Annotated in this window: 26 protein-coding genes and 1 other annotated feature; all 26 genes read left to right on the top strand. The window is 44.4% G+C overall.

The window, feature by feature from the left end:
- The 26 genes from R50345_RS27240 to rpsC all read left to right on the top strand — a co-directional run bounded on the left by R50345_RS27240 (nucleotide 1) and on the right by rpsC (nucleotide 24,462).
- Entirely contained in the window at nucleotides 1-522 is a 522-nt protein-coding gene (locus R50345_RS27240; RefSeq protein WP_042131236.1) for an NYN domain-containing protein, read from the top strand.
- Nucleotides 523-680: 158 nt separating this feature from the next.
- A complete protein-coding gene (sigH, locus tag R50345_RS27235) occupies nucleotides 681-1,325 on the top strand; it encodes an RNA polymerase sporulation sigma factor SigH (protein ID WP_036680496.1) in 645 nt (214 codons plus the stop codon).
- Between the two features lie 391 nt (nucleotides 1,326-1,716).
- The gene (rpmG, locus tag R50345_RS31015) at nucleotides 1,717-1,866 is read left to right on the top strand and encodes a 50S ribosomal protein L33 (protein WP_076099620.1); all 150 of its coding nucleotides are present in this window, start codon (nucleotides 1,717-1,719) and stop codon (nucleotides 1,864-1,866) included.
- Between the two features lie 20 nt (nucleotides 1,867-1,886).
- A complete protein-coding gene (gene secE, locus R50345_RS27230; RefSeq protein WP_036680497.1) occupies nucleotides 1,887-2,078 on the top strand; it encodes a preprotein translocase subunit SecE in 192 nt (63 codons plus the stop codon).
- 21 nt (nucleotides 2,079-2,099) lie between these two features.
- Nucleotides 2,100-2,633 (top strand): transcription termination/antitermination protein NusG, encoded by a 534-nt coding sequence (nusG, locus tag R50345_RS27225; protein ID WP_036680499.1) that lies wholly within the window; start codon nucleotides 2,100-2,102, stop codon nucleotides 2,631-2,633.
- 75 nt (nucleotides 2,634-2,708) lie between these two features.
- Entirely contained in the window at nucleotides 2,709-3,134 is a 426-nt protein-coding gene (gene rplK, locus R50345_RS27220) for a 50S ribosomal protein L11 (protein ID WP_042131235.1), read from the top strand.
- Between the two features lie 82 nt (nucleotides 3,135-3,216).
- The gene (gene rplA / locus R50345_RS27215) at nucleotides 3,217-3,909 is read left to right on the top strand and encodes a 50S ribosomal protein L1 (protein ID WP_036680504.1); all 693 of its coding nucleotides are present in this window, start codon (nucleotides 3,217-3,219) and stop codon (nucleotides 3,907-3,909) included.
- Nucleotides 3,910-3,976: 67 nt separating this feature from the next.
- Nucleotides 3,977-4,129: a sequence feature (ribosomal protein L10 leader region), on the top strand.
- A 64-nt stretch (nucleotides 4,130-4,193) separates the two neighbouring features.
- Nucleotides 4,194-4,697, top strand: a complete 504-nt coding sequence (rplJ, locus tag R50345_RS27210) for a 50S ribosomal protein L10 (RefSeq protein ID WP_042131234.1) — start codon at nucleotides 4,194-4,196, stop codon at nucleotides 4,695-4,697.
- Nucleotides 4,698-4,763: 66 nt separating this feature from the next.
- Nucleotides 4,764-5,123, top strand: a complete 360-nt coding sequence (rplL, locus tag R50345_RS27205; RefSeq protein WP_042131233.1) for a 50S ribosomal protein L7/L12 — start codon at nucleotides 4,764-4,766, stop codon at nucleotides 5,121-5,123.
- 112 nt (nucleotides 5,124-5,235) lie between these two features.
- On the top strand, nucleotides 5,236-5,835 hold the full coding sequence (locus R50345_RS27200; protein ID WP_042131232.1) for a class I SAM-dependent methyltransferase: 600 nt from the start codon (nucleotides 5,236-5,238) through the stop codon (nucleotides 5,833-5,835).
- Between the two features lie 423 nt (nucleotides 5,836-6,258).
- A complete protein-coding gene (rpoB, locus tag R50345_RS27195; protein ID WP_042131231.1) occupies nucleotides 6,259-9,804 on the top strand; it encodes a DNA-directed RNA polymerase subunit beta in 3,546 nt (1,181 codons plus the stop codon).
- Between the two features lie 115 nt (nucleotides 9,805-9,919).
- On the top strand, nucleotides 9,920-13,531 hold the full coding sequence (gene rpoC, locus R50345_RS27190; protein WP_042131230.1) for a DNA-directed RNA polymerase subunit beta': 3,612 nt from the start codon (nucleotides 9,920-9,922) through the stop codon (nucleotides 13,529-13,531).
- Nucleotides 13,532-13,710: 179 nt separating this feature from the next.
- Complete coding sequence (locus R50345_RS27185) at nucleotides 13,711-13,962, top strand: ribosomal L7Ae/L30e/S12e/Gadd45 family protein (protein WP_042131229.1); 252 nt, start codon at nucleotides 13,711-13,713, stop codon at nucleotides 13,960-13,962.
- A gap of 133 nt (nucleotides 13,963-14,095) precedes the next feature.
- Nucleotides 14,096-14,515: a 30S ribosomal protein S12 gene (rpsL, locus tag R50345_RS27180; protein ID WP_036680518.1), complete on the top strand. Its 420-nt coding sequence runs from the start codon at nucleotides 14,096-14,098 to the stop codon at nucleotides 14,513-14,515.
- A gap of 44 nt (nucleotides 14,516-14,559) precedes the next feature.
- Nucleotides 14,560-15,030 (top strand): 30S ribosomal protein S7, encoded by a 471-nt coding sequence (gene rpsG / locus R50345_RS27175; RefSeq protein ID WP_036680520.1) that lies wholly within the window; start codon nucleotides 14,560-14,562, stop codon nucleotides 15,028-15,030.
- Between the two features lie 47 nt (nucleotides 15,031-15,077).
- Entirely contained in the window at nucleotides 15,078-17,156 is a 2,079-nt protein-coding gene (gene fusA / locus R50345_RS27170) for an elongation factor G (RefSeq protein WP_042131228.1), read from the top strand.
- A gap of 109 nt (nucleotides 17,157-17,265) precedes the next feature.
- A complete protein-coding gene (tuf, locus tag R50345_RS27165; RefSeq protein ID WP_042131227.1) occupies nucleotides 17,266-18,456 on the top strand; it encodes an elongation factor Tu in 1,191 nt (396 codons plus the stop codon).
- Nucleotides 18,457-18,712: 256 nt separating this feature from the next.
- A complete protein-coding gene (locus tag R50345_RS27160; protein WP_042131226.1) occupies nucleotides 18,713-20,062 on the top strand; it encodes a globin-coupled sensor protein in 1,350 nt (449 codons plus the stop codon).
- A 226-nt stretch (nucleotides 20,063-20,288) separates the two neighbouring features.
- Complete coding sequence (rpsJ, locus tag R50345_RS27155) at nucleotides 20,289-20,597, top strand: 30S ribosomal protein S10 (protein ID WP_017692074.1); 309 nt, start codon at nucleotides 20,289-20,291, stop codon at nucleotides 20,595-20,597.
- A gap of 41 nt (nucleotides 20,598-20,638) precedes the next feature.
- Nucleotides 20,639-21,262, top strand: coding sequence for a 50S ribosomal protein L3 (rplC, locus tag R50345_RS27150; RefSeq protein WP_036680532.1), 624 nt, complete (start codon nucleotides 20,639-20,641; stop codon nucleotides 21,260-21,262).
- Nucleotides 21,263-21,287: 25 nt separating this feature from the next.
- A complete protein-coding gene (gene rplD, locus R50345_RS27145) occupies nucleotides 21,288-21,911 on the top strand; it encodes a 50S ribosomal protein L4 (protein WP_036680536.1) in 624 nt (207 codons plus the stop codon).
- The gene (gene rplW / locus R50345_RS27140) at nucleotides 21,911-22,204 is read left to right on the top strand and encodes a 50S ribosomal protein L23 (protein ID WP_036680537.1); all 294 of its coding nucleotides are present in this window, start codon (nucleotides 21,911-21,913) and stop codon (nucleotides 22,202-22,204) included. Before rplD ends, rplW begins: the two co-directional genes overlap by 1 nt.
- 27 nt (nucleotides 22,205-22,231) lie before the next feature.
- Nucleotides 22,232-23,062 (top strand): 50S ribosomal protein L2, encoded by an 831-nt coding sequence (gene rplB, locus R50345_RS27135; protein ID WP_042131225.1) that lies wholly within the window; start codon nucleotides 22,232-22,234, stop codon nucleotides 23,060-23,062.
- Between the two features lie 76 nt (nucleotides 23,063-23,138).
- On the top strand, nucleotides 23,139-23,417 hold the full coding sequence (gene rpsS, locus R50345_RS27130) for a 30S ribosomal protein S19 (RefSeq protein ID WP_036652940.1): 279 nt from the start codon (nucleotides 23,139-23,141) through the stop codon (nucleotides 23,415-23,417).
- Between the two features lie 33 nt (nucleotides 23,418-23,450).
- Nucleotides 23,451-23,783: a 50S ribosomal protein L22 gene (gene rplV, locus R50345_RS27125; RefSeq protein ID WP_036680546.1), complete on the top strand. Its 333-nt coding sequence runs from the start codon at nucleotides 23,451-23,453 to the stop codon at nucleotides 23,781-23,783.
- Nucleotides 23,784-23,796: 13 nt separating this feature from the next.
- Entirely contained in the window at nucleotides 23,797-24,462 is a 666-nt protein-coding gene (gene rpsC, locus R50345_RS27120) for a 30S ribosomal protein S3 (RefSeq protein ID WP_038573452.1), read from the top strand.
- Nucleotide 24,463: the final 1 nt, after the last annotated feature.

Below are 24,463 nucleotides of genomic sequence, written 5' to 3'. Positions count from 1 at the left end.
ATGGCCGACTGGCGTGATGTGCTGCTTGTGGACGGATATAATATGATCGGTGGCTGGCCGGAACTTGCGGCACTGTCCCAGATTGGTATGCAGGAAGCACGCGACCGCTTGATGGATTTGCTGGCTGATTACCAGGCTTACTCAGGACGAAGGGTTATTGCTGTGTTTGATGCATACCGCGTTCCAGGATTGGGACGGTCATTTGTCCAAGGCAAAGTCCAGGTGTTTTTCACCAAGGAAAAAGAAACCGCAGACGAGTGCATCGAGCGACTGGTTGGGGAATTTAGCAACCGACGTCGCCAAATCTATGTTGCAACGAGTGACTTAGTGGAGCAGCATATTATTTTTGCTCAAGGTGCACTGCGGATTTCTGCAAGAGAATTACATCTAGAGATTGAAGAGAATCAGAAACAAGTGAAAAAGGCTATCGAACTGGGAAGTATCAGTTCTACACGTCATTCTTTAGGAGACAAACTGCCACCTGATGTGCGGAGTAAACTGGAAAATTGGCGTAGACAGTGATAGTTGGGAAGATTTAGGTAATATTTTTATTCCATTATATGCTATTCCAGATTGTTTTTGGACAAATCCGGTTGACGGTGTAAGGTAACATAATATATACTGATCCTATATTTCGCGAAGTAACGATGTGTCTTGCGTTGCAGCCGGGGGGATTCTTGGTGAGTGTCGACCTCAAGGAAATAATGCTGTCTGAGTATGATTTCATAAGTGATGAAGATATTGTCGAGGCTTTCCGTGGTGGCGACAGTGGCGCATTGGAACACTTAATTAATAAATACCGTAATTTTGTACGTGCTAAAGCCCGCTCTTATTTCTTGATCGGGGCAGACCGTGAAGATATTGTTCAAGAAGGAATGATTGGTCTATATAAGGCTATTCGTGACTTTAAAGGTGACAAGCTCTCTTCATTTAAAGCTTTTGCTGAGCTCTGCATTACACGTCAAATTATAACCGCTATTAAGACGGCCACTCGTCAGAAGCATATTCCGCTCAATTCTTATGTTTCTTTGGACAAGCCCATTTATGATGAAGATTCTGACCGAACGCTTATGGATGTCATTTGTGGAACTCAGGTTCTAGATCCAGAAGAACTAATTATTAATCAAGAAGAATTCATTGGACTTGAAGATAAGATGGCAGAGATTTTAAGTGACCTAGAGCGTAAGGTTCTAATGCTGTACTTAGACGGAAGATCTTATCAGGAAATTGCTGAAGATCTAAAGAGGCATGTGAAATCTATTGACAACGCTTTACAACGTGTAAAGCGGAAATTAGAAAGATATCTAGAAGTGCGCGACAATTAATGATATAATGAACACAAGAGGGCTCGTACATCGAGTTCTTTTTTTTAGTCTCATGAAATTGCTCGGATAGAATTAGGGTCTAATACCATAAATTCCTATTTGAGTCGATTTTAGTCGTTGCCGTTGAGGGTAGGTTTATACACAGTCGGAATACCCCATAATGATAAGGAAGACAGCGAAGTGTGAGGAAGAGATAGACCCAAAGACAGGGTACGGCCATATGACTATAACACCCGAAATTACCCAGTGCAGAACGGAATTCTTTCGTTGACACAGACCTTGACATTATGCTAAAGTGTTTTAGGTAGGCCTAAATTCGCGGCTTTTTTTAGGATCAATATTTACGTCTTCTAATTGTTTAGTTAGAAGGACGTCTCGGGAGGTGCACATCATGCGGGTAATTATCACTTTGGCTTGTACAAGTTGCAAACAAAGAAACTATGCGACTACCAAAAACAAGCGAAATCACCCCGACCGCATGGAGATGAAGAAATTTTGCAAGTATTGTAACTCGCAAACTCCTCATCGCGAAACCAGATAGTCTGTGGAGGTGTAGTCGGCATGAAACGTAGTTTCAAGTCTATGTTTTCCTTTTTCACTGAGAGCTGGAGTGAACTCAAAAAGGTTCGCTGGCCAAGTCGTAAAGAATTGACCAACTATACATTGATCGTTCTCGGTACAATTGTAGTTGTCGCTATTTACTTCTGGGTTCTGGACATCGGTATTTCCGCTGTGATTGAAGCGATTATTTAGAGAGGTCCCAGGTGGCTTGATATGGAAAAAAGATGGTATGTCGTTCATACCTATTCTGGGTATGAGAATAAGGTCAAAGCCAATTTGGAAAAGCGCGTTGAGTCCATGGGCATGGAAGACAAAATATTCCGCGTTCTTGTTCCTATGGAAGAAGAAATCGTAAACAAAGACGGTAAGAAAAAAACCGTCATGCGTAAAGTTTACCCGGGTTATGTTTTGGTGGAAATGGTTCAGACTGATGATTCCTGGTATGTTGTCCGCAATACTCCGGGCGTTACTGGATTTGTTGGTTCGACAGGCTCAGGGTCTAAACCGACAGCTTTGCTTCCGGAAGAGGTAGAACAAATTCTGAAGCATATGGGCATGGTTGAACCTAAAGCGAAGATTGATTTCGAAATCAAGGAATCCGTACGTATTATGGTTGGTCCGTTTGCGAATTTTGTGGGTTCCGTGGAAGAAATTTTGGCTGACAAGAGCAAGATTAAAGTGCATGTTAACATGTTTGGACGGGAAACCCCGCTAGAGTTGGATTTCACTCAAGTGGAGAAAATATAACATAAGCTAAGGGTTTCTTGTGGGAGAGCGCTAATGGCGTTCGAAGACCACTATTTTTGCAAGGAGGTGTCACTCATGGCTAAAAAAGTTATTAAAATGGTGAAACTGCAGATTCCTGCAGGGAAAGCGAATCCAGCGCCTCCAGTAGGTCCGGCGTTAGGTCAAGCAGGTGTCAACATCATGGCATTCTGTAAGGAATTTAATGCTCGTACTGCCGACCAGGCTGGCTTGATCATTCCGGTTGAAATTACAGTATTTGAAGACCGTTCCTTTACGTTCATCACTAAAACTCCTCCGGCTGCTGTTCTGCTTCGCATCGCTGCTAAAGTAGAAAAAGGATCCGGCGAACCAAACAAGAAAAAAGTAGCAAAAATCGGCCGCGCAGCGGTTCGTGAAATTGCTGAAACAAAAATGCCCGACCTTAACGCTGCATCTGTAGAAGCTGCAATGCGTATGGTTGAAGGTACTGCTCGCAGTATGGGTATCACAATCGAAGACTAGTAGTTTTCGAAGAATCGGTCATTCGTGACCCGCAAGTATGTGGGAGGAATTTCCGCTAACACCACAAAGGAGGAACATTTTCATGGCTAAACATGGTAAGAAATACCAAGAAGCTGCTAAGCTGATCAACAGCGAAGCAACTTACGAGCCTTCAGAAGCTGTAGAGCTTGTGAAAAAGGCAGCGACTGCAAAATTCGACGAAACCGTTGAAGCAGCAGTTCGTCTGGGTGTAGACCCGCGTAAACAAGACCAAGCAGTTCGTGGTGTTGTTGTCTTGCCTCACGGCACTGGTAAAACACAACGCGTGCTTGTATTTGCAAAAGGTGAAAAAGCGAAAGAGGCAGAAGCTGCTGGCGCGGATTTTGTTGGTGATCAAGACATGATCAACAAAATTCAACAAGGCTGGTTTGAATTTGATGTCTGCGTAGCTACACCTGACATGATGAGTGAAGTCGGTAAACTAGGTCGTCTGCTTGGTGGTAAAGGTCTTATGCCTAACCCTAAAGCCGGCACAGTTACATTCGATGTTTCCAAGGCTGTGCAAGAAATCAAAGCCGGTAAAATCGAATACCGTCTCGACAAAGCAGGTCAAATTCACGCGCCAATCGGCAAAGTGTCCTTTGATGCTGCACAATTGAACGATAACCTTAAAGCTCTTATCGACGCTTTGAACCGTGCGAAACCAGCTGCTGCTAAAGGTGTATACCTTAAAGGCATCTCGATTTCTTCCACAATGGGTCCTAGCGCTCGTGTGAACACAACCGTCTTCAGATAAATAAGGGTTGACTCTTTGAGTCAATTTTGATAATCTATAACAGTTGTGAAACTTAAGGTATCAATCTTAACCTTGAATATGCTTACCGTAGACAGTAGGTGCCTTAGTGCTTAATTCCCTACCGAGGTGTTGTGATAGAAACAAGAAGTAACGAGCTCGCTCGTATAACTTTCGTTTTATCAAGCCTTCGTGATTCTGCGGAGGCTTTTCTAATGCCTGCGTAGGAGCGGTGATGCTTTCCTTGGAAAGGACGCCGACACATAAATTTTCAGGAGGTGTATACATTGGCAAATGCAAAAGTAATTCAAGCAAAACAGGATGCGGTTGACGTTGTTACTGCGAAACTGCAAAACAGTCTTTCGACTGTTGTAGCGGACTACCGTGGATTGAACGTTTCCCAAGTGACTGAACTGCGTAAGCAACTTCGTGAAGCTGGCGTTGAGTTTCAAGTCCTGAAGAACACATTGCTACGTCGCGCAACTGCTGCGGCTGAGTTGACTGAGTTGGATGAAGTTTTGACTGGTCCAACAGCTATCGCATTCAGCGCAACTGATGCAGTAGCTCCAGCTAAAATTTTGAACGATTTCGCCAAGAAAAACGACGCTTTGAAATTGAAAGGCGGCGTAGTAGAAGGACGTGTCATCGACGCGGACCAACTGAAAGCACTGGCTGAGCTTCCATCCCGCGATGGTTTGCTGTCCATGCTGCTTAGCGTACTTCAAGCTCCAATGCGCAACTTCGCGCTTGCAGTTAAAGCTGTTGCTGAAAAAGAAGAACAAAGCGCGTAAGCCTTTGACTCTTGCAGCATAAATCATTACCACAAACAAATTTAAATTATAAATGGAGGTTCAATCATGAGTAAAGAAGCAATCTTGGAAGCAATTAAAGGCATGAGCGTATTGGAACTGAACGACCTGGTTAAAGCAATTGAAGAAGAATTCGGCGTAACAGCAGCAGCTCCAGTAGCAGCTGGCGGTGCGGTAGCAGCAGTTGCTGAAGAGCAATCCGAATTTGACGTAATTTTGACAGGCGCTGGCGCTTCCAAAATCAACGTTATCAAAATCGTTCGCGAAATCACAGGCCTTGGCTTGAAAGAAGCTAAAGACCTTGTAGACAACGCACCAAAAGCAATCAAAGAAAAAGTAAGCAAAGAAGAAGCCGAAGCTACTAAAGCAAAATTGGAAGAAGCAGGCGCAGCTGTAGAAGTGAAGTAATTCCTTCTATACTGAAAACCCCTTGAACTTGTTCAAGGGGTTTATTTTATAAATAGAGTTAGTAGGGTTTTGTAAATACAAACTATTAACATAAAGGAAAGGGAGGATAGAGATGTCGCAACATTATTATTCGCAGCAACCGGAAGTGCGTCATGACAGACGTACCATCGACACCGTTCTAAGAGGCAAAAGCTTTCGTTTTACGAGCGATGCGGGTGTTTTCTCTAAAGGAGATATCGATTACGGTAGCCGAGTTCTTATTGAAGCTATGATCATTCCGGACGGTTCGGCAGTGCTTGATGTGGGTTGCGGATATGGACCGATAGGCATAAGTGCAGCATACCTAGCCCCCAAAGGGCAAGTGACGATGATTGATATTAACAGTCGTGCGGTAGAACTTGCGCGTGAGAATGCTCAGCACAATGGAATCCGGAATGTTACGGTAATGGAAAGCGATGTACTCGGCGCATTGAATGAACAACAAAAGTTCGATGTGATTCTTACCAATCCTCCGATACGTGCAGGAAAAGCTGTAGTGCATCAGATTTTTGAAGAAGCTTATGATCATTTGAATGAGGGTGGCTTTCTGTGGATTGTTATTCAGAAGAAGCAGGGTGCTCCGTCAGCGGTAGCTAAACTTGAAAGCTTGTTCTCGAATGTGGAAGAAGTGGGGAAAGATAAAGGTTATCGTATTATTAAAGCTCAGAAATAAAAATCAATAGGTTATTGACATGTGATAGTGATAATGGTATTATTATAAAATGTCAGTATTAAGATAGGCTCCATGTCTTTAGTTTGCTGAAAATGTCAAGCGATATATTGTCGCCGGCTAGCGCAAGCCGTACGGCAAGTTTTGTGCGAATTGGTTCTCTATGCTCTGGCGTAGCGAGTGTTACGCGGTAATAGATAATAGCGCATAAACTGTTGCTTGGTGACGTATAATATGTACGTTTTGGGCAAATCTACTGGATAAGGAGTATTTTGGTCATGGATAAGTGCGCTCTTTTTTCGAAGATTTCGATAAGGGCTTTTCTTTTATTTATGACTGAATCCTTGTAGTATGGTTCCATTATACGGTTCCAAACAAGGGTTCGCAATCAATTTTTAAGTGAGTAGACATGAGGGGTGAGTAAAGTTGGCAGGACATCTTGTTCAGTATGGTCGACGCACTCGGCGGAGCTATGCGAGAATTAACGAGGTACTCGAGGTCCCGAACCTGATCGAGATCCAACAAAAATCGTATGATTGGTTTTTGGAGGAAGGATTGCGGGAAATGTTTCAGGACATCTCGCCGATCCAGGATTTCACAGGTAATTTGGTACTAGAGTTCATTGATTACAGCCTGGGTGAACCAAAATATACGGTTGACGACGCTAAAGAGCGGGACGTGACGTATGCGGCTCCTCTGCGTGTAAAGGTGCGGCTCATTAATAAGGAGACCGGTGAGGTCAAAGAGCAGGAAGTGTTCATGGGAGATTTCCCGCTGATGACGGAGACCGGCACTTTTATTATTAACGGTGCGGAACGGGTTATTGTCAGCCAGTTGGTTCGCTCTCCAAGCGTCTATTTCAGCACAAAAGTGGATAAGAACGGCAAAAAAACCTACACCGCCACAGTAATCCCGAACCGCGGAGCCTGGTTGGAACTTGAGACCGACGCTAAGGATATTATGTATGTTCGTATCGATCGGACTCGTAAAATTCCTGTTACCGTACTTTTGCGTGCTCTCGGTTTCGGTAGTGATGCCGAAATTCTGGAATTGCTTGGCAATGATGAATATATTCGCAATACGCTGGATAAAGACAACACGGACTCCACGGAGAAGGCGCTTATTGAAATTTACGAGCGTTTGCGTCCGGGCGAACCGCCGACACTAGACAATGCCAAAAGTTTGCTGGTCGCGCGTTTCTTTGATCCAAAACGCTACGACCTAGCCAATGTAGGCCGTTACAAAATCAATAAAAAGCTACACATTAAGAACCGTCTTTTCAATCAACGTCTTGCTCAGCCTTTGGTTGACGAAGCTACAGGAGAAATCCTGGCAGAGTCCGGCCAAATGGTCGATCGCAGACTGCTTGATGAATTGATCCCATATTTCGAAAAGAATGTTGCCTTTAAAAACTACCGTGTTACTGGTGGGGTTATGGACAGCGAAGATATTCCTCTTCAGACGATTGACGTATTCTCGCCAATTGAAGAAGGTCGGGTTATTAAGCTGATCGCTAACGGCAACATCGACAAGTCTGTTAAGCACATTACTCAAGCTGATATTATATCCTCGATCAGCTACTTTATTAATTTGCTTCACGGAATTGGTAATACCGATGATATTGACCATTTGGGTAACCGTCGTCTGCGTTCTGTGGGTGAACTTCTTCAGAATCAGTTCCGTATCGGTTTGTCCCGTATGGAGCGCGTTGTGCGTGAAAGAATGTCGATTCAGGATGCTAATGCAATTACTCCTCAAGCTCTGATCAATATTCGTCCGGTTATCGCGTCCATTAAAGAGTTCTTCGGTAGCTCTCAGTTGTCTCAATTTATGGATCAGACGAACCCGCTTGCGGAACTTACGCATAAACGTCGTCTATCTGCACTCGGACCCGGTGGTTTGACACGTGAGCGCGCGGGCTTTGAAGTTCGTGACGTCCATCACAGTCACTACGGTCGGATGTGTCCAATTGAAACACCGGAAGGTCCGAACATTGGATTGATCAACTCCTTGTCTACCTTTGCTCGTATCAACGAATACGGCTTTATTGAAGCTCCATATCGTTGGGTAGATCCAAAGACAGGTAAGGTAACTGAACAAATCGATTATCTGACTGCTGATGAGGAAGATAATTATGTAGTTGCTCAGGCTAATGTATTGATCGACGAAGATGGCTCCTTTAAGGAAGACATGGTAATCGTTCGTTACAATAAAGACTCTGACAACATTACAACGATGCCAAGTAATCGTGTAGATTACATGGACGTTTCGCCTAAACAGGTCGTATCCGTCGCTACGGCGCTCATTCCGTTCCTTGAGAACGATGACTCCAACCGCGCACTGATGGGATCTAACATGCAGCGTCAAGCCGTTCCACTTCTAATTCCTAAAGCTCCGCTGGTCGGAACAGGGATGGAGCATAAATCCGCTAAGGATTCTGGCGTATGTGTTGTTTCTAAGTATGACGGTATTATCGAACGTTCTTCAGCTAATGAAATTTGGCTGCGCCGGGTTGAAACAGTCGAAGGCAAAGAAGTTAAAGGCGATATCGTTAAATATAAATTACACAAATTTATGCGTTCTAACCAAGGTACCTGTATTAACCAACGTCCTCTTGCTAAAAGAGGGGACATTGTTAAGAAAGGTGATATCCTGGCAGATGGTCCTTCCACAGAAATGGGCGAACTTGCTCTTGGCCGCAACGTTGTCGTTGCGTTCATGACTTGGGAAGGTTACAACTACGAGGATGCGATCCTGTTAAGTGAGAAACTAGTTAAGGAAGATGTATACACTTCGATCCATATCGAAGAATACGAATCTGAAGCTCGTGACACTAAACTGGGACCTGAAGAAATTACTCGTGATATTCCAAACGTGGGTGAAGAAGCTCTGCGCAATCTTGATGAGCGTGGAATCATCCGTATCGGTGCGGAAATCAGCGCTGGTGACATTCTGGTTGGTAAGGTTACTCCGAAGGGTGTAACTGAACTGACAGCAGAAGAACGTCTCCTGCACGCTATCTTTGGTGAGAAGGCTCGTGAAGTACGGGATACCTCTTTACGCGTTCCTCACGGTAGTGATGGTATTATCGTGGACGTTAAAGTATTTACACGTGAGAACGGTGATGAACTGCCTCCTGGTGTAAATCAATTGGTTCGTGTCTATATCGCTCAGAAACGTAAGATCTCTGAGGGTGACAAAATGGCCGGACGTCACGGTAACAAGGGTGTCGTTGCCCGTATCCTGCCAGAAGAAGATATGCCGTTCCTTCCGGACGGTACGCCAGTACAGGTTGTACTTAACCCTCTAGGCGTTCCTTCTCGTATGAACATCGGACAGGTGCTCGAGGTCCATATTGGTATGGCCGCATTGCGTCTGGGTATTCACATTGCAACGCCGGTATTTGACGGAGCGCGTGAGTACGACGTGTTTGATACGATGGAAGAAGCAGGTATGCAGCGTAATGGTAAGACTGTATTGTACGATGGTCGGACAGGTGAACGCTTCGAACGTGAAGTTACTGTCGGCGTCATGCATATGATTAAACTGGCGCACATGGTTGATGATAAGATTCACGCCCGTTCAACAGGTCCTTACTCATTAGTTACGCAACAGCCGCTGGGTGGTAAAGCTCAGTTTGGTGGACAGCGTTTCGGGGAGATGGAAGTGTGGGCGCTTGAAGCTTATGGTGCTGCATATACATTGCAAGAAATCTTGACCGTGAAATCCGATGACGTGGTTGGTCGCGTGAAAACGTACGAATCCATCGTCAAAGGTGAAAATGTACCGGAACCAGGTGTTCCTGAATCGTTCAAAGTATTGATCAAAGAACTGCAGTCCCTGGGTATGGATGTTAAGATTCTTAGCGGTGACGAGCAGGAAATTGAAATGAGAGAATTGGACGATGAGGACGAGACGTCAGGCGACAAGCTAAGCCTCAATTTAGAAGGCGCAGAAGTCGGAGTAGAATAATCACGCTAGGAGCTTTAGAGTTCCATTTTATAAAGGACCGCGCCCTCTTTTGATGTAACAGTCAGAGGAGGGCAAAGCGGTACTAAATCAGGATTAGGTTAAGGAGGGTTGCTCCTTGTTGGACGTTAACAATTTTGAATTTATGAAAATCGGACTCGCTTCTCCGGAGAAGATTCGTTCATGGTCCCGCGGAGAAGTTAAGAAACCGGAAACCATTAACTATCGTACATTGAAACCGGAAAAAGAGGGTCTTTTCTGCGAGCGTATCTTTGGACCGCAAAAAGACTGGGAATGTCATTGCGGTAAATACAAACGTGTCCGTTATAAGGGCGTAGTCTGCGACCGTTGTGGCGTTGAAGTTACTCGTGCTAAAGTTCGTCGTGAACGTATGGGTCACATTGAATTGGCTGCTCCGGTATCTCATATCTGGTACTTCAAAGGTATCCCAAGCCGTATGGGCTTGGCACTAGATATGTCTCCAAGATCTCTTGAAGAGATTATCTACTTCGCTTCTTATGTTGTAACTGATCCAGGTGAAACACCATTGGAAAAGAAACAACTTTTGTCCGAAAAAGAATATCGTAGCTACCGTGAAAAATACGGTTACGGTTTCCAAGCCGGCATGGGTGCTGAAGCTGTTAAGAAGCTTCTTCAAGACATCGACATTGAGAAAGAACTGGAATTCCTCAAAGAAGAACTGCGTACGGCTCAAGGCCAACGTCGTAACCGGGCGATCAAACGTCTGGAAGTTATTGAAGCATTCCGTAACTCAGGCAACAAACCTGATTGGATGATCATGGATGTACTACCGGTTATTCCTCCGGAACTTCGTCCGATGGTTCAATTGGATGGTGGCCGTTTTGCTACGTCTGATTTGAACGATCTGTATCGTCGTGTTATTAACCGGAACAACCGTCTGAAAAGACTGCTTGATCTTGGTGCTCCTGACATTATCGTGCAGAACGAGAAACGGATGCTACAGGAAGCTGTCGATGCTCTCATCGATAACGGCCGTAGAGGACGTCCTGTAACGGGTCCTGGTAACCGTCCACTTAAATCACTCAGCCATATGCTGAAGGGTAAACAAGGACGTTTCCGTCAGAACTTGCTCGGTAAACGGGTTGACTACTCTGGACGTTCCGTTATCGTTGTAGGACCGTACCTGAAGATGTATCAGTGCGGACTTCCTAAGAAAATGGCGCTAGAATTGTTCAAGCCTTTCGTTATGAAAGAATTGGTTAACAAGGGCCTAGCCCACAACATAAAGAGCGCGAAACGTAAAGTTGAGCGTGTAAGTCCTGAAGTATGGGATGTACTTGAAGAAGTAATCAGAGAGCACCCAGTACTTCTAAACCGCGCACCAACACTTCACCGTCTCGGTATTCAAGCTTTTGAACCGATTTTGGTGGAAGGTCATGCTATTCGTCTTCACCCACTCGTATGTACGGCTTACAACGCCGACTTTGACGGTGACCAAATGGCGGTGCACGTTCCTCTGTCAGCAGAAGCTCAAGCGGAAGCACGTATTCTCATGCTTGCATCCGGTAATATCTTGAACCCTAAAGACGGAAAACCAGTTGTAACACCTTCCCAGGATATGGTCCTTGGTACTTTTTACCTGACCATGGACAACAAGGAAGAAAAGGGTTCAGGTATGATTCTGCGTACCGTAAATGAAGCTGTATCAGCTTACCAACGCGGAACTGCAGGTCTCCATGCTCGTGTAGCTATTCCAGTTAAGGCACTAGGCAAAACTTGTTTTACGGAAAAACAACAAGGTGCAATGTTGATTACTACGATCGGTAAGATTATCTTTAACGAAATTTACCCAAGTAGTTTCCCTTATATCAATGAGGCGACAAAGACTAACTTGCTGCAAGGCACGCCAGAAAAATACTTCATCTACGAAAAAGGCGCAGACATTCGCGAGTTGATTGAATCCGCTCCTGAAGCCAGCGCTGTAGGTAAAGAATATCTGGGTCTGATTATCGCTCGTTGTTTTGAAACTTATCATACAACCAAAACCTCTATGATTTTGGATAAAATTAAACAACTCGGCTTCACTTACTCCACACGTTCTGGTGTTACAGTTGCCGTGTCGGATGTTATAGTGCCTGAGGAAAAAGTTACGATCTTGAAAGAGTCCGAAGCTAAGGTTGATGTGGTAGCAAACCAATATCGCCGTGGTCTGATCACCAATGACGAACGGTACGACCGTGTTATTGAGATCTGGTCGAAGACGAAGGATGATCTTACGAACATCCTGCTTAAATCGATGGACCGTTTCAACTCTATCATGCTCATGGTTGACTCCAAAGCGCGGGGTAACAAATCGCAGATTACCCAGCTGGGTGGTATGCGTGGTCTGATGGCAACACCTTCGGGTCGGATTTTCGAATTACCAATTAAAGCGAACTTCCGTGAAGGTCTTACGGTCTTGGAGTACTTTATCTCCACTCACGGAGCGCGTAAAGGTCTTGCCGATACCGCACTTCGTACTGCTGACTCCGGTTACTTGACTCGTCGTCTCGTTGACGTAGCTCAGGACGTTATCGTCCGTGAGGAAGATTGTGGAACGGACAAAGGATTTACAGTTAGTCGAATTCAGGATGGTAAAGAGGTTATTGAGGATCTGTATGACCGTATTGAAGGTCGCTACTGCTTCGAGACTGTTCGTCATCCAGAAACAGGCGAAATCATTGTTCACCGCAACGATTTGATTGACTCCGATAAAGCGGAAGCAATCGTAGACGCTGGTGTAACTAAGCTACAAATCCGCTCTGTACTAAGCTGCCGTGCTCGTCATGGTGTTTGTAAGAAATGTTACGGTCGTAACTTGGCAACTGGTAAACACGTTGAGATCGGTGAAGCGGTTGGTATTATCGCTGCACAATCTATCGGTGAACCAGGAACCCAGCTTACCATGCGTACGTTCCATACCGGCGGTGTTGCCGGTGATGACATCACGCAAGGTTTGCCGCGTATTCAAGAGTTGTTTGAAGCCCGTAACCCTAAAGGTCAGGCTACAATCAGTGAGATCGATGGTGTAATCAAGGAAATCCGTGAAACTAAGGATCGTCGTGAAATCGAAGTTCAAGGTGAAGCAGAATCCAAGACTTATTCCATTACTTATGGATCACGTCTACGTGTCAGCGAAGGCCAAGAAATTGAAGCCGGCGATGAGTTGACAGACGGTTCGATTGACCCTAAAGAAATGCTGCGAATCAAAGGGATCCGTGGGGTACAAAACTACATTCTGCAAGAAGTTCAGCGTGTATATCGTAACCAGGGCGTTGAGATCAATGATAAGCACATTGAAGTTATGATCAAACAAATGCTTCGGAAGATCCGTATCATTGATGCAGGTGACACAAGTCTGTTACCAGGCGCGTTTGCGGATATTCATGAATATGAAGGTGCTAACAAGGAAGCCATCTTGTCTGGTAAAGAGCCTGCAGTTGCTAAACCAGTCTTGCTCGGTATAACCAAGGCGTCTCTTGAGACAGATTCCTTCTTGTCAGCAGCGTCTTTCCAAGAAACTACTCGCGTCTTAACAGATGCTGCTATCAAAGGCAAAGTAGATAAGTTGCTTGGACTCAAAGAAAATGTTATTATCGGTAAGTTGATTCCTGCCGGTACTGGTATGAATCGTTACCGTAATGTTAAACTAAGTGATCCAAATGCAGAAAGCGCGCTTGAATCTTTAGAGACGGTTCCTGCTGAATAAATTAGCAACCATGGTAGTGTACTCGTGTCATACCTATTCATAGGTGTGACACGAATATCTGCTGTGTACAATATTCATAAAAATTATTGCTGAATTTCTTGACACCATCTATTGATAATGCTAAAATGTCTAAGGTGCGTGAGTAGCCATGTTATCCTTGTTCATTGGAGGTAATGATTATGACTGATGATAGAGGACTACAGGATGCTCAGGTCAAGATCGGTACCAAACAAACCGTCAAGGCGGTAGAGTTGGGCCAAGCCGCAGAAGTCTATGTGGCAGAGGACGGAGATCAAAGGCTTACTTCCAGGATAGTTATGCTTTGTAACAAACAAGGTGTTAAGATCACATATGTGGATACGATGCTGAATTTGGGCAAGGCCTGCGGAATAGAAGTTGGCGCTGCGATGGCAGCCGTCTTAAAACAATAGCTACGGAAATGTTTTTGTACTGGAGTGAACTCCAGCGGCAAGAACTTTTCATTTGTCTTTTTATGAACCGCCTGGGTCTGTGGGCTTAGAGTTCTTAAATCGGCTATCATTTCAGGAAGGGGGTGGCAACAACATGCCAACAATTAACCAATTGGTTCGTAAAGGCCGTCAAGCCAAAATCGAAAAATCTAAATCTCCCGCTCTTCAAAAAGGGTATAACGCCCTCAAGCGTGAGGCTACAAATTTGAGCGCTCCGCAAAAACGCGGTGTGTGCACTCGTGTTGGTACAATGACTCCACGTAAACCAAACTCAGCGCTTCGTAAATATGCCCGTGTTCGTTTGACGAACCGTCTCGAGGTAACAGCTTATATCCCGGGTATCGGACATAACTTACAAGAGCACAGTGTTGTATTACTTCGCGGAGGTAAAGTAAAGGACCTTGCAGGGGTTCGTTACCATATCGTTCGTGGTGCATTGGATACAGCAGGTGTAGCTAACCGGATGCAAGCTCGTTCTAAGTACGGTGCTAAACGTCCTAAGGCTAAGAAATAAGAAAAAGTACTAGAATAATAAACATTTAAGAAAGGGGGATATCCATGCCACGCAAAGGTCCAGTTACTAAGAGAGACGTATTGCCAGATCCGTTGTATAATAGCAAGTTGGTTACTCGTTTGATTAACCGCATTATGCTGGGTGGTAAAAGAGGTGTCGCTCAAAGCATTCTGTACAATTCATTCAAGTTGATTGAAGAACGTACGGGTAAAGATCCGATGGAAGTTTTCGAAGCTGCCATCAAGAATATCATGCCGGTTTTGGAAGTCAAAGCTCGTCGTGTCGGTGGTGCTAACTATCAAGTACCTATCGAGGTTAAACCAGAGAGACGTACTGCTCTGGGATTACGTTGGCTCGTAAACTACTCTCGCAACCGCGGTGAGAAGACGATGGAAGAGCGTTTGGCGGCTGAGATCATCGACGCTTCCAACAACACAGGCGCTTCTGTTAAGAAACGCGAAGATACACACAAAATGGCTGAAGCAAACAAAGCGTTCGCTCACTACCGTTGGTAGGATTAAGGTCATTCAAATAACTTATATTTTGAAGGGAGATCCATTTCATGGCTAGAGAGTTCTCCTTAAAAAATACACGTAACATCGGGATCATGGCGCATATTGATGCTGGTAAAACAACTACCACAGAGCGGATTCTTTTCTATACAGGCCGTACGCACAAAATCGGTGAAGTTCACGAAGGTGCTGCTACAATGGACTGGATGGAGCAAGAACAAGAGCGCGGAATCACGATTACGTCCGCTGCTACCACTGCTGCGTGGAAAGGTCACCGCATCAATATCATTGATACCCCAGGACACGTTGACTTCACTGTTGAAGTTGAACGTTCCCTGCGTGTATTGGATGGGGCAGTAGGTGTATTTAGTGCAAAAGAGGGCGTAGAACCTCAGTCTGAAACCGTATGGAGACAGGCTGACCGTTATAACGTTCCACGTATTGCATATGTGAACAAAATGGACATTATCGGTGCGGATTTCCTTAACGTAATCGAAACTATGCGTGATCGTCTTCAAGCCAATGCAGTTGCTATTCAATTGCCAATTGGTGCTGAAAGTGATTTCACTGGTATTATCGACCTTGTTGAGCAAAAAGCACACATGTTTAGAGATGATCTAGGCCAAAACATCGAAGTAACGGATATTCCGGAAGAATATTTGGCCAAAGTTGAGGAACTGCGTCTCGAGTTGATCGAGAAAGTTGCTGAACTTGATGAAGATCTGACTATGAAGTACCTGGAAGGCGAAGAAATTACAGTTCCGGAAATTAAAGCTGCACTGCGCAAAGGCGTAGTTGAAGTTAAATTGTTCCCTGTAATTGTTGGATCCTCCTACCGTAACAAAGGAATTCAGCTTATGCTGGATGCAGTTGTTGATTACTTGCCATCTCCTCTTGACGTTCCAGCTATCACTGGACATCTTGATGATGGAACTGAAGCAGTTCGTCATTCTTCGGATGAAGAACCGTTTGCAGCTTTGGCATTTAAAATCATGACTGACCCTTATGTAGGTAAACTTACGTTCTTCCGTGTATACTCTGGTATTCTAGAGTCCGGATCTTACGTAGTTAACGCTACTAAGAACAAGCGTGAACGTATTGGTCGTATTCTTCAAATGCATGCTAACAGCCGTCAAGAGATTTCCATCGTGTATTCTGGCGACATCGCTGCAGCAGTTGGTTTGAAAGACACCAGTACAGGTGATACACTGTGTGATGAGAAGCATCCAGTAATTCTGGAATCAATGAACTTCCCTGATCCGGTTATCGAAATCGCTGTTGAACCAAAAACAAAAGCTGACCAAGATAAATTGGGCGTTGCTCTCGGTAAATTGACTGAAGAGGATCCAACTCTTCGTGCTCATACTGATGAAGAAACAGGCCAAACTATCCTGGCTGGTATGGGTGAACTTCACTTGGACATCATCATCGACCGTATGCGTCGTGAGTTCAAAGTAGAAACCAATGTGGGTAAACCACAGGTTGCTTACCGCGAAACGTTCAAGGCACCTGCTCGCGTCGAAGGTAAATTTGTACGCCAATCTGGTGGTCGTGGTCAATACGGTCACGTATGGGTTGAATTTGAACCCCTCGAGCCAGGTACTGGTAGCAAATTCGAAAGTAAAGTTGTTGGTGGCTCGGTTCCTAGAGAGTACATCGCTCCTGCACTTGCGGGTATCGAAGAACAAATGAAAAACGGCGTACTTGCAGGCTTCCCGCTTGTAGACGTTAAAGCTACCATCGTTGATGGTTCTTACCATGATGTCGATTCCAACGAAATGGCATTTAAAATTGCCGGCTCGATGGCACTTAAAGCAGCTAAAGACAAGTGTAAACCTGTCCTGCTTGAGCCAATCATGAAAGTAGAAGTAACTGTTCCTGAGGAATATATGGGTGATGTTATGGGTATGCTGAACTCCCGCCGTGGCCGTATCGAAGGTATGGATTCCCGTGGTGGAGCGCAAATTATCCGTGCTAAGGTGCCTCTTTCCGAAATGTTCGGATACTCTACAACTCTACGTTCTGGTACTCAAGGACGTGGCGTATTCTCAATGGAGCTTTCTCACTATGAAGAAGTTCCTAAATCCATTGCGGAAGAGATCGCTGCTAAGAACAAAGGCGTAGAATAATTACTAGTTTTAACTTGCCGTCCGGGTATAAACACTCAGTCATCTAAGATAAACATATAGGCGGACGGCTCAAATATAAGGAACCCCACATTAAGGAGGAACTGTTCAAATGGCAAAGGCAAAGTTTGAACGTAACAAACCGCACGTTAACATCGGTACTATTGGTCACGTCGACCATGGTAAAACGACTCTGACTGCTGCAATCACTACTGTATTGTCCAAAACTTACGGTGGCGCAGCTATCGCATTCGATCAAATCGACAAAGCTCCTGAAGAGCGCGAACGTGGTATCACAATCTCCACTTCCCACGTTGAATATGAAACTCCTAACCGTCACTACGCTCACGTAGACTGCCCTGGTCACGCCGACTATGTTAAAAACATGATCACTGGCGCAGCGCAAATGGACGGAGCTATCCTGGTTGTATCCGCAGCTGATGGCCCTATGCCACAAACTCGCGAGCACATCCTGTTGTCCCGTCAAGTAGGTGTTCCATACATCGTTGTTTTCTTGAACAAATGCGACATGGTTGAAGACGAAGAGTTGTTGGAATTGGTTGAAATGGAAGTTCGTGACTTGCTGAGCGAGTATGACTTCCCAGGCGACGACACTCCAATCATTCGTGGTTCTGCTCGTGAAGCTCTTCAAAACCCAGATGGTGAATATGCTAAGAAGATTGTTGAAATGTTCGAAACAATCGACGAGTACATTCCACTTCCAGAGCGTCAAACTGACAAACCATTCTTGATGCCTGTCGAAGATGTATTCTCCATCACTGGCCGCGGTACTGTGGCAACTGGTCGCGTAGAACGCGGAACAGTTAAAGTCGGAGAAGAAATCGAAATCGTTGGTATTCACGAAGAAACTAAGAAATCCGTAGTTACGGGCGTAGAAATGTTCCGTAAATTGCTGGATTCCGCTCAAGCGGGCGACAACATCGGAGCTTTGCTTCGTGGTGTAGACCGTACTATGATCGAGCGTGGCCAAGTATTGGCTAAACCGAACTCTGTTAAACCACACACTGAGTTCACTGCTCAAATCTACGTTTTGACTAAAGAAGAAGGCGGACGTCACAAACCATTCTTCACTGGTTACCGTCCACAGTTCTACTTCCGTACAACTGACGTAACTGGCATCATCAACTTGCCAGAAGGTACTGAAATGGTTATGCCTGGTGATAACATCACTGTAACTGTTGCTTTGATCTCCCCTATCGCTATTGAAGAAGGTACTAAATTCTCCATTCGCGAAGGTGGCCGTACAGTTGGAGCAGGTAGCGTAGCTTCCATCCAAAAATAAATTAGATTCTATCTGCGGGTAGACTCTGAATCATAGTGCCCCGGATTCTTCTTGCGGAGAATCCGGGGCTTTTTGTGTTCAGAAAATCATAATATATTTTTCGACATTTAATGATAAATAAAACGTATTAATATGAGTTCTTTCTACATAATTCGTCAAAATACATCAATCAATTGTTTACAATTATACTAATCATAGAGTAAAATGAAGGAGGATTAATAATGTAAAAATATAGGAATTAAGGGAGAGTGGTAATATGGGGAAATGTCCTTTTTCCTTCATGCATGCGCTAACTGCACGTAATAACAATGTGGATTCTCCTGCCTCTCATTCCTTAGATATCAAGGATCAGAGCAAGCCTACTGAGTTTTTATTTCATACTATTGAAGGTCATGGCGAGCTCAATGAACAAATGAAGATGATTGATCTAACTGAATCAGATTTGAATTTATTGCGTAGGGTGAAGCCTATTGTTGAACAGAATATAGACTACATTACTGATCAATTTTACAATTCGGTGTTAGGTGTTAATAAGCTTGAGGCCATAATTTTGAAGCATAGCAGCATCGAGAGATTGAAAACAACGCTCCGAGAGCATATCATTGAAATTTTTGATGGCAAAGTTGATGATGAATACATAGCAAAGCGCTTGAAGATTGCTAATATTCATAAAAGGGTCGGACTTGAGCCGAAATGGTACTTATCCGCTTTTCAAAATCTTCAGAACGTATTTATACAAGTTATCTATAAAGAAACCAATGATGACAAAGCACGCCTACAAGTAGTTCAGACTGTGACCAAGCTGCTAAACCTCGAGCAACAACTTGTTTTAGAGGAATACGAGAAAGAGAACGTCAAAGAAAAAGAACAACAGTACTTATTGGTTAAAAATGAATTAAAGCAGAAAATTGCTGAATTTAGCAGCGAATTAATAGATTTTAGCATCGATACAAATGCCGCTGTGAAGCAGCTAGTAGCCAGTAGTAATGAAGTAAGTAGAACATTCCAACGTACAGCTAGATCCTCTGTAGAGTCACAGGGGCTGGCTACAGATGGACATGAACATTTGGATAGCTTAACAGGACAGATTAACCTTATTTATCAAAGCACTAGTGAGATGGAACACTCCATTTATGAATTAAGCAATTCCTCTAAACAAATACAAAAAATCGTAAACTCAGTGAAAGATATAGCTGATCAAACTAAAATCCTTTCTCTTAATGCAACAATAGAAGCTGCTAGAGCCGGAGAGCACGGTAGAGGGTTTAGTGTAGTTGCCCAAGAAGTTAGTCGGTTGGCAGAAGATACGAAGAATACTGTAATTCAGATCGCGGAGCTAACTAATAAATCGGGCAGTCTCACACAACAGGTTGTTGATGAGATACGTAAGGTGCAAGAGCTAACCAAAAGTGGAAAGCATCAATCTCTTGAGACTAGTCTTTTGTTTTCCGATATTGTAGAGGCAATGAGCAGTAGCACACAGGAGATAGTTGTAGTAGAAGAAGAAATAAGGACATTGATTCAGACTATAGAAGGAATAGGTACAGCAACAGCGCAGACAGCGGAGTCAGCTGAGTTTTTCAAGTCTGCAACTGAGAATCTCTAACCTATATAATAGAAACAAAACAACGTATGAAAAAAATATGCGTTGTTTTGTTATTTTAGCTTGCAATACTGCCGCCTATTATATATAATAATAAATGTTGTTCTGAGACGTTGCGATGATGTGAGAGGTTACTGACACACCCGGCCCCTTTGCCATGGGGACGAGGTCAGAAAATTTTCACGGAGTATGTCCGATACCAAATTGGGCGATAGAAGGAGGGACTAAAATGGCAAAGCAAAAAATTCGTATTCGCTTGAAAGCATACGACCACAGAATTCTTGATCAATCCGCTGAGAAGATTGTTGAAACAGCAAAACGTTCGGGTGCAGGTGTATCCGGGCCGATTCCGTTACCAACTGAGAAGCAAATCATTACTATTCTCCGTGCGGTACACAAGTACAAGGATTCCCGTGAACAGTTTGAGCAACGGACTCACAAACGTTTGATCGATATTGTGAACCCAACACCACAAACTGTGGATGCCTTGATGCGCTTGGATCTACCGTCCGGTGTAGATATCGAAATCAAATTGTAATTCATTTTTAGCAACTTAGGAAAAGAAAAGAGGTGTCAACATTGAAAGGTATCTTAGGAAAAAAACTCGGTATGACTCAAGTGTTTACTCCAGAAGGTAACGTAATTCCTGTTACTGTTATCGAAGCAGGACCTTGTGTAGTACTGCAAAAGAAAGACCTGAATATCGACGGATATGAAGCAGTGCAATTGGGCTTTTCTGATAAAAAAGAAAAACGCTCCAATAAGCCTGAACAGGGTCACGCCAAAAAGGCAAATGCAACACCTAAGCGCTACGTTCGTGAAATTCGCGGTGTTGACCTCGGGTCTCTCGAGGTTGGACAAGAACTGAAAGCTGATATTTTTGCTGAGGGCGAATTTGTTGACGTAACTGGTACATCTAAAGGTAAAGGTTTCCAAGGTAACATCAAACGTTGGGGACAAAGCCGCGGACCAATGGCACACGGATCGCGTTACCACAGAAGACCAGGTTCCATGGGTTCTATCCAAGCTAACCGTGTTCCTAAGGGCAAACGCCTTCCAGGACATATGGGTCACACGACTATTACGGTTCAAAAGCTTGAAATTATCAAGGTTGATGTTGAACGTAACGTATTGCTGGTAAAAGGCGCTATCCCAGGTCCTAAAAACAGCTTCGTGAAAGTTAAACAAACCGTTAAGAAATAATTACTGAAGAAAGGAGGAACATGAAATGCCAAAAGTAACACTTTTTAATATTAGTGGCAACGAAGTTGGTGAAGTGGAACTGAGCGATACAGTATTCGGTATTGAACCGAATGAGCACGTTCTACATGAAGCTGCGCTTATGCAAAGAGCTTCCCTGCGTCGTGGTACACACAAAGTAAAAGGACGTTCTGAAGTTCGTGGCGGTGGACGTAAACCTTGGAAACAAAAAGGTACAGGTCGCGCTCGTCAAGGCTCCATTCGTTCTCCACAATGGAAAGGTGGCGGCGTTGTCTTCGGACCAACACCACGTAGCTATTCCTGGAAACTGCCTAAGAAGGTTCGTCGTTTGGCCATCAAATCCGCTTTGTCCTCGAAAGTACTCGAGAATGACATTATCGTATTGGATAGCTTGACAATGAATGCTCCGAAGACGAAAGAATTCGCGGCAATCTTGAACAACCTGAAAGTAGATCGTAAAGCGTTGATCGTAGCAACTAGCTATGATGATAACGTAGCGCTTTCCGCTCGTAACATCCCTGGGGTGAAATTCGTAGCGGCTGACGGCATTAATGTTCTTGACGTACTAACGTACGACAAACTGATCATCACTAAAGAAGCAGTTCTGAAGGTAGAGGAGGTGTTCGCGTAATGAAAGATCCTCGTGATATTATCAAACGTCCGGTGATTACGGAACGTACTTCCGACTACATGAGCGAAATGAAATACGCTTTTGAAGTGGATATCCGTGCTAACAAAACCGAAATCAAAAAAGCTGTCGAGGCTATTTTCAAAGTAAAAGTAACTAATGTGAACACAATGCGCGTACCTGGCAAATTGAAACGTTATGGTAAATATTCTGGTTACACTCCAGAGTGGAAAAAAGCCATCGTTAAGCTTAGCCCGGACAGCAAACCGCTTGAATTTTTTGAAGCGGTAGAATAATACTCTTAAAGTAAGGAGGAAACTATAGTGCCAATCAAAAAGTACAAACCGACCTCTCCGGCAAGACGACACATGTCTGTGTCTACGTTTGAAGAAATCACAACAAACCAGCCAGAGAAATCGTTGCTTTCTCCGCTGTTCAAACATGCGGGACGCAACAACCAAGGTAAAATTACGGTTCGTCACCATGGCGGCGGACACAAACGTAAATACCGTATTATTGACTTCAAGCGTACTAAAGACGGCATACCAGGTAGCGTTGCTACAATCGAGTATGACCCGAACCGTACATCTAATATTGCTTTGATCCACTATGCTGATGGAGAGAAACGTTATATCATCGCTCCTAAAGGCCTAAAAGTTGGGGATAAAGTAGAGTCCGGCCCAACAGCCGACATTAAAATTGGTAACACACTTGCACTGGAAAACATTCCAGTGGGTACAGTTATCCACAACATCGAGTTGAAACCAGGTAAAGGCGGACAATTGGTTCGTGCTGCTGGTACAGAAGCTCAATTGCTTGGTAAAGAAGAAAAATACTGTTCCGTTCGTTTGTCATCCGGTGAGGTTCGCAAGATCCTTAGCGTATGCCGTGCAACTATCGGTTCCGTAGGTAACGAAGATCACGAATTGATCAAAATCGGTAAAGCTGGACGTAGTCGCTGGCTGGGCCGTCGCCCTGAAGTTCGCGGTGTAGTAATGAACCCTAACGATCACCCACACGGTGGTGGTGAAGGCCGCGCTCCAATCGGACGTAAATCGCCTATGTCTCCATGGGGCAAACCAACCCTTGGTTACAAAACGCGTAAGAAAAACAAGGCATCTGATAAATATATCGTTCGCCGCCGCACTAAATAAGACGCTTCTGGCAAGTTAATAAAGCGCGAAGCGTCGATTCGCGGTTTGAAGAACCGGATGAAGGGAGGATTCACACATGGGTCGCAGTTTAAAGAAGGGGCCGTTTATCGATGGCTACCTGCTTAAAAAAGTTGAGGAACTGAACGAGGCTGAGAAAAAGGTTGTAGTTAAAACTTGGTCCCGTCGCTCAACCATTTTCCCTCAGTTTATCGGACATACGTTTGGTGTATATGACGGCCGTAAACACGTGCCTGTATACGTAACAGAAGATATGGTAGGTCACAAGTTGGGCGAGTTCGCGCCAACACGTACTTACAAAGGCCACGCGGGTGACGATAAGAAAACAAGAAGATAATAATAAGGTCTCTGTTTGAAAGGAGGTTAAACAATGGAAGCAAAAGCACATGCAAGATCGGTGCGGATTTCCGCTCGTAAAGCGAAACTGGTTGTTGACTTGATTCGTGGTAAGCAAGTGGGGGAAGCAATTGCAATTCTTCGCCACACTCCGAAATCCGCTTCTCCGGTCGTTGAGAAGTTGCTTAATTCGGCAATTGCGAATGCTGAGCATAACTATTCTTTGGACGTGAACAGTTTGTTCGTTAGCGAGGTTTTCGTTAACCAAGGACCTACTATGAAACGTTTCCGTCCGCGCGCCATGGGCCGCGCAAGTCGGATCAATAAACGCACGAGCCACATTACACTGGTGGTATCTGAGAAATAAGGAGGGATAACACGTGGGTCAAAAGGTAAATCCAATCGGACTCCGAATCGGTATTATTCGCGATTGGGAATCTAAATGGTATGCAGGAAAAGATTTCGGTACTCTTCTGATGGAAGACGTCAAAATCCGGGAATACCTTAAAGGTAAGTTGAAGGATTCCGCTGTTTCCCATATCGAGATCGAAAGAGCGGCTAGCCGAGTGAACGTTACAATTCATACTGCTAAACCAGGTATGGTTATTGGTAAGGGCGGAGCAGAAGTAGAAGTACTTCGCAGCGCAGTTACAGCAATCGCTGGTGGCAAAAAAGTACACATCAACATCAATGAAATCAAGCACCCTGAATTGGATGCAATTCTTGTAGCTGAGAGCATTGCTCAACAATTGGAACGTCGTGTATCGTTCCGTCGTGCACTCAAACAAGCGATTCAAAGAACTATGCGTTCTGGCGCAAAAGGGATTAAAACTCAAGTAGGCGGACGTCTTGGCGGAGCCGAGATCGCTCGTTCAGAAGGTTATAGCGAAGGAACAGTTCCACTTCATACGCTTCGTGCCGATATCGATTACGGAACGGCTGAAGCACATACAACTTACGGTCTTATCGGCGTAAAAGTATGGATCTACCGTGGAGAAGTTCTTCCCCCAGCTAAGAAACAAGCTGCTCAGGAAGGAGGCAACTAAT

The organism is Paenibacillus sp. FSL R5-0345, from assembly GCF_000758585.1.
Classification (GTDB): Bacteria; Bacillota; Bacilli; order Paenibacillales; family Paenibacillaceae; genus Paenibacillus_AQ.
This window is presented reverse-complemented; position numbering and strand designations above follow the sequence as displayed.

What these genes read in the sequence shown, in the direction of transcription:
- rpmG (WP_076099620.1), top strand. Translation starts at nt 1,717, where the DNA reads ATGCGGGTAATTATCACTTTGGCTTGTACAAGTTGCAAACAAAGAAAC.
- secE (WP_036680497.1), top strand. Translation starts at nt 1,887, where the DNA reads ATGAAACGTAGTTTCAAGTCTATGTTTTCCTTTTTCACTGAGAGCTGG.
- fusA (WP_042131228.1), top strand. Translation starts at nt 15,078, where the DNA reads ATGGCTAGAGAGTTCTCCTTAAAAAATACACGTAACATCGGGATCATG.
- R50345_RS27160 (WP_042131226.1), top strand. Translation starts at nt 18,713, where the DNA reads ATGGGGAAATGTCCTTTTTCCTTCATGCATGCGCTAACTGCACGTAAT.
- R50345_RS27240 (WP_042131236.1), top strand. Translation starts at nt 1, where the DNA reads ATGGCCGACTGGCGTGATGTGCTGCTTGTGGACGGATATAATATGATC.
- rplD (WP_036680536.1), top strand. Translation starts at nt 21,288, where the DNA reads ATGCCAAAAGTAACACTTTTTAATATTAGTGGCAACGAAGTTGGTGAA.
- rplK (WP_042131235.1), top strand. Translation starts at nt 2,709, where the DNA reads ATGGCTAAAAAAGTTATTAAAATGGTGAAACTGCAGATTCCTGCAGGG.
- rplW (WP_036680537.1), top strand. Translation starts at nt 21,911, where the DNA reads ATGAAAGATCCTCGTGATATTATCAAACGTCCGGTGATTACGGAACGT.
- tuf (WP_042131227.1), top strand. Translation starts at nt 17,266, where the DNA reads ATGGCAAAGGCAAAGTTTGAACGTAACAAACCGCACGTTAACATCGGT.
- rpsS (WP_036652940.1), top strand. Translation starts at nt 23,139, where the DNA reads ATGGGTCGCAGTTTAAAGAAGGGGCCGTTTATCGATGGCTACCTGCTT.
- rplL (WP_042131233.1), top strand. Translation starts at nt 4,764, where the DNA reads ATGAGTAAAGAAGCAATCTTGGAAGCAATTAAAGGCATGAGCGTATTG.
- R50345_RS27200 (WP_042131232.1), top strand. Translation starts at nt 5,236, where the DNA reads ATGTCGCAACATTATTATTCGCAGCAACCGGAAGTGCGTCATGACAGA.
- rplV (WP_036680546.1), top strand. Translation starts at nt 23,451, where the DNA reads ATGGAAGCAAAAGCACATGCAAGATCGGTGCGGATTTCCGCTCGTAAA.
- rpsG (WP_036680520.1), top strand. Translation starts at nt 14,560, where the DNA reads ATGCCACGCAAAGGTCCAGTTACTAAGAGAGACGTATTGCCAGATCCG.
- rplA (WP_036680504.1), top strand. Translation starts at nt 3,217, where the DNA reads ATGGCTAAACATGGTAAGAAATACCAAGAAGCTGCTAAGCTGATCAAC.
- R50345_RS27185 (WP_042131229.1), top strand. Translation starts at nt 13,711, where the DNA reads ATGACTGATGATAGAGGACTACAGGATGCTCAGGTCAAGATCGGTACC.
- rpsJ (WP_017692074.1), top strand. Translation starts at nt 20,289, where the DNA reads ATGGCAAAGCAAAAAATTCGTATTCGCTTGAAAGCATACGACCACAGA.
- rpsL (WP_036680518.1), top strand. Translation starts at nt 14,096, where the DNA reads ATGCCAACAATTAACCAATTGGTTCGTAAAGGCCGTCAAGCCAAAATC.
- nusG (WP_036680499.1), top strand. Translation starts at nt 2,100, where the DNA reads ATGGAAAAAAGATGGTATGTCGTTCATACCTATTCTGGGTATGAGAAT.